Raw genomic sequence first — 7,525 nt, forward strand, 5'->3', positions numbered from 1 at the left:
TCACCCCCTATACATCACCTTGCGGTTTAGCAGAGAGCTGTGTTTTTGATAAACAGTTGCCCCTCATAATTTACTGTGACCCATGTATTACCATGGGTGCCCCTTCTTGCGAACTTACGGGGTCATTTTGCAGAGTTCCTTAACACTAGTTTTCTCGCTCGCCTTAGAATACTCATCTTGGGGACGTGTGTCCGTTCTCGGTACAGGTTTCCATAAATTTAAGTTTAGAAACTTTTCTTGGAAGTATGAAATCATTTAATTCGCCTTGCGGCTATGCGTCATTTCTCCCGGTATTGACTAGTGGATTTGCCTGCTAGTCCCAGTTGAAATTTACCCCACAATCCAATAAGTGGTAAAACTATCCTTCTCCGTCATTCCATCACATTTATAGAAAGTACAGGAATATTAACCTGTTGTCCATCGACTACGCTTATCAGCCTCGCCTTAGGTCCTGACTAACCCTGGGTGGACGAACCTTGCCCAGGAAACCTTCCCCAATAGGCGTCGTAGATTCTCACTACGAATCGTTACTCATACCGGCATTCTCACTTCTTAGCGCTCCACCAGTCCTCACGGTCTGACTTCATTGCCCTAAGAACGCTCCTCTAACGTACATATGTACCCGTGGCTTCGGTATTGTGTTTGACTCCCGTTAAATTATTGGCGCAAGATCTCTTGACTAGTGAGCTATTACGCACTCTTTAAAAGGTGGCTGCTTCTAAGCCAACTTCCTAGTTGTTTGTGAAATCTCACAACCTTTCTGACTTAACACAATTTTGGGACCTTAGCCGACGATCTGGGTTGTTACCCTCGCGAGCCGGGACGTTAGCACCCCGGTTCCGACTGCATGACAATACGTAATGGTATTCGGAGTTTGATTATAGTCAGTACAGCTAGGCGCCGCCATTCCATATTCAGTGCTCTACCACCAAAACTTAACATCACACGCTAGCCCTAAAGCTATTTCGAGGAGAACCAGCTATCTCCAAGTTCGATTGGAATTTCTCCGCTATTCACAAGTCATCCGGGCACTTTTCAGCGTACTACGGTTCGGCCCTCCACTTGGGGTTAGCCAAGTTTCAGCCTGCTCATGAATAGATCACCTGGTTTCGGGTGTACTTCAACATACTAAAGCGCCCTATTAAGACTCGATTTCTCTACGGCTCCGCTTTTAGCTGCTTAACCTTGCATGTTAAAGTAACTCGCCGGTCCATACTGCAAGATGTACGCCATCACCCATAAACGGGCTCTGACTAATTGTAAGTAAGTGGTTTCAGAATCTATTTCACTCCCCTCTCGGGGTTCTTTTCACCTTTCCCTCACGGTACTAGTTCACTATCGGTGTCTGGTTAGTATTTAGCCTTACCGGGTGGTCCCGGCAGATTCAGACAGGGTTTCACGTGCCCCGCCCTACTCAGGATACAGTCAAAAGATTTAACAATTTCACATACAGGGCTATCACCTTCTATGGCGCTTCTTCCCAAAAGCTTCTGTTATCATTAAATTTTGTAACTTTATGTAGACTGTCCTACAACCCCATATAAATATGGTTTGGGCTCTTTCTCTTTCGCTCGCCGCTACTAAAGAAATCATTATTTATTTTCTTTTCCTCTTGCTACTAAGATGTTTCAGTTCACAAGGTGTCTCGTTCATAATTCCTATGTATTCAGAATTAGACAACTAGTCATTACACTAGTTAGGTTCCCCCATTCGGAAATCCCCGCTTCATAACTTATTTCCAGTTCCACGAGGCTTATCGCAGGTAATCACGTCCTTCATCGACTTCCAGACCCAAGGCATCCACCACAAACTCTTCCTTATTTAAAGTATTTTCCTATTGTTTGGTTAATGATGTGTATTTTAAGACATTTCAATAAATCATAAGTTATATGATTACTCGATGATCAAAACAAATTGACATTTATATTTGTTAAGATGTCGTTGTAAATATTTTTAAAATATCTTACTATTCAGTTTTCAAAGAACAATTGAGAGAATGTTCTCTCAAAACTAGATATAAAGCTTTTGACCTGAAAGCCATGACAAATTGGTTAATAGGTCTGATTAATAAAGTTAAGAATTTAATTTACTCCAATAGTAAATTAAGTAATAAAGTATTTTGTACTCCGTAGAAAGGAGGTGATCCATCCCCACGTTCTCGTAGGGATACCTTGTTACGACTTAACCCCAGTCACCAGTCCTGCCTTAGGCAGTTTGTTTATAAACCGACTTCGGGCATTACCAGCTCCCATGGTTTGACGGGCGGTGTGTACAAGACCCGAGAACGTATTCACCGTAGCGTAGCTGATCTACGATTACTAGCGATTCCGACTTCATGTAGTCGAGTTGCAGACTACAATCCGAACTGAGATCGGTTTTTTGAGGTTTGCTCCCTGTCACCAGTTTGCTTCTCTTTGTACCGACCATTGTAGCACGTGTGTTGCCCCACTCGTAAGAGGCATGATGATTTGACGTCGTCCCCACCTTCCTCCCAATTACTCGGGCAGTCTCCTTAGAGTGCTCAACTTAATGTTAGTAACTAAGGACAAGGGTTGCGCTCGTTGCAGGACTTAACCGAACATCTCACGACACGAGCTGACGACAACCATGCACCATCTGTCATTCTGTTAACCTCCACTATATCTCTATAGCTTTGCAGAAGATGTCAAGAGTGGGTAAGGTTCTACGCGTATCTTCAAATTAAACCACATGCTCCACCGCTTGTGCGGATCCCCGTCAATTCCTTTAAGTTTTATTCTTGCGAACGTACTACTCAGGCGGATCATTTAATGCGTTAGCTGCGCCGATGAGTTCCCCATCAGCTAATGATCATCGTTTAGGGCGTGGACTACCAGGGTATCTAATCCTGTTTGCTCCCCACGCTTTCGTCTCTCAGTGTCAGTGTATGCCCAGTTAACTGCCTTCGCCATATTGGTGTTCTTCCTTATATCTACGCATTCCACCGCTTCACAAGGAATTCCATTAACCTCTACATAACTCTAGTATGCCAGTATCCAATGCGTGTTGGGGTTGAGCCCCAAAATTTAACATCAGACTTAACAAACAACCTACAGACGCTTTACGCCCAATAATTCCGGATAACGCTTGCAACCTATGTATTACCGCGGCTGCTGGCACATAGTTAGCCGTTGCTTTCTAATAAGATACCGTCAAGACCAAGGCATTTCCTCCTCGGTTTTTTCTTCTCTTACCACAGCAGTTTACAACCCATAGGGCCTTCATCCTGCACGCTGTGTCGCTCCATCAAACTTTCGTTCATTGTGGAATATTCCCTACTGCTGCCTCCCGTAGGAGTCTGGGCCGTATCTCAGTCCCAGTGTGGCGGTTCAGTCTCTCAACCCCGCTAAACATCATCGTCTTGGTGAGCCATTACCTCACCAACTAACTAATGTTACGCACCCCGCTCTCTTAGTGTAGCAAACGCTACTTTTATATAATCTTCATGCGAAAATTATACGTATTTGTTATTAATAGTTGTTTCCAACTGCTATCCCAATCTAAGAGGTACGTTGAGTACGTGTTACTCACCCATTTGCCGCTAAGTTCCGAAGAACTTCGCTCGACATGCATGTATTAGGCACACAGCCAGCGTTCATCCTGAGCCAGGATCAAACTCTCGAAAAAATTGACTGTCATGTTTATATATCTAGTTTTCAAAGAACATTATTGCTGACAAATCAGCTTATTAATAATAGCATATTTATTATCAATACAAAACATTTTTTTTATTATTTTTTTGCTTATTTTTTTTGACAAAATTCAATTAAAAAAATGTTCTATAACTATACTTTATTTTTTAGAAAAAACAAATAAAAAAATCAAAGTTTTATAACTTTGATTCTATTTATTATTATTTAGTATTAATTATTTTATTTATTAATATTTTCTCATTCTCAGTTTACAACTTCAGGCATATCATATCCATATTCTTGAATATATGCTTTATGTTCTGTCACTTTATTTTCCATTTCATTTATAAAATCAGTTGCTTTGTCACCATAGACTGCTTTAGCAGCGCTAATTGCCATATGGAATCTATCCATTTCAGACATTAAACGAATATCAAATGAAGTTGTAATGTCTCCATTTTCACGGTAACCATGAGCAATTAAATTATGGTTGTGACGGTGGAAGAAAATATCTCTTAATAAACCTTCATATGCATGGAAGGCAAAAACGATTGGCTTGTCTTTTGTGAAGATTGCATCAAATTCTTCATCACTATATCCTCTTGGATCGATGCTTGGGTGACGCAATCTTAATAAATCAACTACATTTACAAAACGAATTTTAAGTTCTGGATAAGCTTTATGTAAATATGAAATAGCTGCTAATGCTTCTAAGTTAGGTTCAGTACCTGAAGCAACCATTACTAAATCTGGTTCCTCGTTATTTTTAACATTTGAAGCTCAATCAATTATTTTAAGACCTTTTTCAACTAATTCTTTAGCTTCTTCCTTAGTATAGAATTGATTTCTTACTTGTTTTGAAGTAACAATTAAGTTGATTACTTCTCTTTCTTGGAAAGCTTTATCAAAAACAGCAAGCATAGTATTGGTATCAGCTGGTAAATATTCACGAATATATTCAGGTGACTTATCTGCTAAATGAGTTAAAATTCCTGGATCTTGATGAGTATAACCATTGTGATCTTGTTGGAAAGCAGTTGATGTTGCAATAACATTTAATGAAGGATAATCTTTTCTTCATTTAACATGAGCAGCTTTTTTCATTCATTTAAAGTGTTGAGTAAACATTGAATCAACAACTCTTAAAAATGATTCATAACTTGCAAACATTCCGTGACGTCCGGTTAATACATAACCTTCTAAGAAACCTTCAGCTTGGTGTTCAGATAATTGTGAGTCGATAACTCTACCTTCAGGTCCAATTCATTCATCTAAAACTTTGTCAGTTCCTTGCAATCATTGTCTTTGAGTTACTTTAAATACTTCTCATAATCTATTTGATTTAGTTTCATCAGGTCCAAAAATTCTAAAATTATCTGGATTTTTTACAATCATATCAGCAAAATATTTTCCTGCTTCAATCATATCTTGGGCTTTGATTGCACCTGGTTTTTCAATTTTAAGGGCAAAGTCTTCTCATTTTGGCATTACTAAAGGTTTAGGATTGATTCCGCCATTAGTAATTGGATTCATTACCATTCTTTTATCACCTTTTGGAGCTAAAGCTTGAATATCTGCAAAAATTCTTCCATTTTCGTCAAATAATTCGTTTGGTTTGTATGACTCTAATCATTTTACAAGTTCATCAATGTGAGTCATATCTTTAGCACTTACAGGAATTGGTACTTGGTGTGCTCTGAAACTACCTTCAACTTGTTCACCTTTTCAAGTAGCAGGACCAGTTCATCCTTTAGGAGAACGGAAAATAATAACTGGTCAATTTCCCATTTTGGCATCGTTTGCTTGGCCTTTACGTGCTTCAGTTTGAATAGCTTTAATTTTTTGAATTGCTTCATCCATTACTTTTGCCATTTGTTCATGCATAAGCATGTGGTCATTTCCTGAAACAAATAATGGATCTCAACCTAAACCTTTGAAATAAAGTTCAATATCTTTGTCGCTTTTACGAGCAAAAATTGTTGGATTAGAAATTTTTCCACCATTAATATAAAGAATAGGTAAAACCGCACCATCTTTAACAGGGTTGATAAAAATATTTGAAAATCATCCAGCTGCTAAAGGTCCAGTTTCTGATTCTCCATCTCCAACAACAGTTGCAGCAATTACTTCTGGATTATCTAAAATTGCACCAGTAGCATGAGACATTGCATAACCTAATTCACCACCTTCGTGAATTGAACCAGGTGTTTCAGGAGCAGCGTGACTTGCTGTTCCACCTGGGTATGAAAATCTTTTGAACATTTTGGTCATTCCCTCAATATCTTGAGTAATTTCAGGGAATAGTTCTGTATAACTTCCATCAAGATATGAGTTAGAAATCATAACTTGACCACCATGACCTGGACCTTCAATATAGAACATATTTAAATCGTATTTATTAATAACACGATTTAAATGTGCATAAATGAAGTTTTGTCCTGAAATTGTTCCTCAGTGTCCAATTGGGTAAAGTTTTACATCATCAGCAGTAATTGGTTGTCTTAATAAAGGATTTTTTCTTAAGTACATTTGTCCAACTGATAAATAGTTAGCAGCTCTTCATCAAGCATTTAGTTTTTCTAAATATGCTTTTGAATCATAATCATTATTATGTGACATATAACTCCTTTTAGTCTCTAAATTCATAGAAAAATAAGATTTTAATTGTTTTTACAACAACTTAAAATCTTGTTATTATTTGTTATTAAAAATTGCATAATTCTGCAAGTTTAATCTAATTTTAAGCTTATAAAATTCTGCATATATATTGTAAGTTATAAAATATAATTTATATTAATTTAAATAAAAAAATATTTTTGTATATGGTAATTTTCATATAAGGAGTTGCATGATTAAAAAAATCGCAATTTTGACTTCCGGAGGAGATGCTCCTGGAATGAATAGTGCTATTAGAGGAGTTTATAAGGCTGCAAGATCAAAAAATATCGAAGTCTTATTAGTTAGAGAAGGTTTTAAAGGATTATGCGAAAATAATTTTATAGACGCAAGCCAAATTGATCTTGACTTCTGGAACTGCCGAGGCGGGACATGCATTTTTACTTCTCGTCACTTAGATTTTAGAAATCCATTAATTCATAATCAAGCAATTAAAAATATTAAAGATAATGATATCGATGCTTTGGTAGTAATTGGTGGAGATGGTTCTTTTGCCGGAGCTCAATTATTATATGAAAATGGCATTAATGTGATTGCAATTCCAGCCACTATTGATAATGATATTAATTCCTCAGATTATTCAATTGGTTATGATACCGCTTTAAACACAATTGTTCGTAGTATTGATAGTATTAGAGATACATCAGATAGTCATAAAAGAATTGTAATTGTTGAAGTAATGGGAAATCGTTGTGGAGATTTGGCCTTATATTCAGGTTTAGCAACAGGAGCAGAAATTATTTCAATTTCAGAAGCGCCCTTAAGTTATGAAGAAATAGCAAAAAGGTGTGCTGAATACACTTCAAAATATGATGATAAAGCCTTTAATAGTCATAAAATTAACAGAAGTATTATTGTTGTTGTTTCTGAAAAGCTTTATGATTTAGACAAATTGCGTGATTTAATTGCTTCTAAAACTAGTTGATCAACTCGTTATTCAATTTTAGGTTATATTCAAAGGGGTGGTAATCCAACTGCTCAAGAAAGAGTTCTAGCTTCTTTGATGGGAATTAAAGCAATCGATTTACTTTGCGACAATCAATCAGGCATTGCAATTTGTGCAAGGAAAAATGATTTATTAGCTGTTCCATTGTTAAAAGCTTTATCTCAAAAGTCTGATAGTAAGAAAAAAGCGAGAAAAAAAGCAATTAAATTTAATGATATTCACTTGCTCAATGCTTAAGTTTCTTAAGCATTTT

Annotated in this window: 2 protein-coding genes and 2 rRNA genes; 1 reads left to right on the top strand and 3 read right to left on the bottom strand. The window is 37.1% G+C overall.

Features of this window, described 5'->3' with window-relative positions; translation table 4 throughout:
• The 3 genes from Q346_RS0102910 to Q346_RS0102920 all read right to left on the bottom strand — a co-directional run.
• Window positions 1-1,827 (bottom strand): 23S ribosomal RNA (locus tag Q346_RS0102910); the annotation flags it as partial.
• A 305-nt stretch (window positions 1,828-2,132) separates the two neighbouring features.
• Window positions 2,133-3,645, bottom strand: a 16S ribosomal RNA gene (locus tag Q346_RS0102915).
• Between the two features lie 245 nt (window positions 3,646-3,890).
• The gene (locus Q346_RS0102920) at window positions 3,891-6,269 is read right to left on the bottom strand and encodes a phosphoketolase family protein (protein ID WP_027332992.1); all 2,379 of its coding nucleotides are present in this window, start codon (window positions 6,267-6,269) and stop codon (window positions 3,891-3,893) included.
• Window positions 6,270-6,498: 229 nt separating this feature from the next.
• On the opposite strand from Q346_RS0102920, the gene Q346_RS0102925 reads away from it, so the two are divergent.
• On the top strand, window positions 6,499-7,509 hold the full coding sequence (locus Q346_RS0102925; protein ID WP_036438075.1) for an ATP-dependent 6-phosphofructokinase: 1,011 nt from the start codon (window positions 6,499-6,501) through the stop codon (window positions 7,507-7,509).
• Window positions 7,510-7,525 lie beyond the last annotated feature (16 nt).

The organism is Mycoplasmopsis gallinarum DSM 19816 (genome assembly GCF_000621085.1).
GTDB classification, from domain to species: Bacteria; Bacillota_I; Bacilli_A; order Mycoplasmatales; family Metamycoplasmataceae; genus Mycoplasmopsis; species Mycoplasmopsis gallinarum.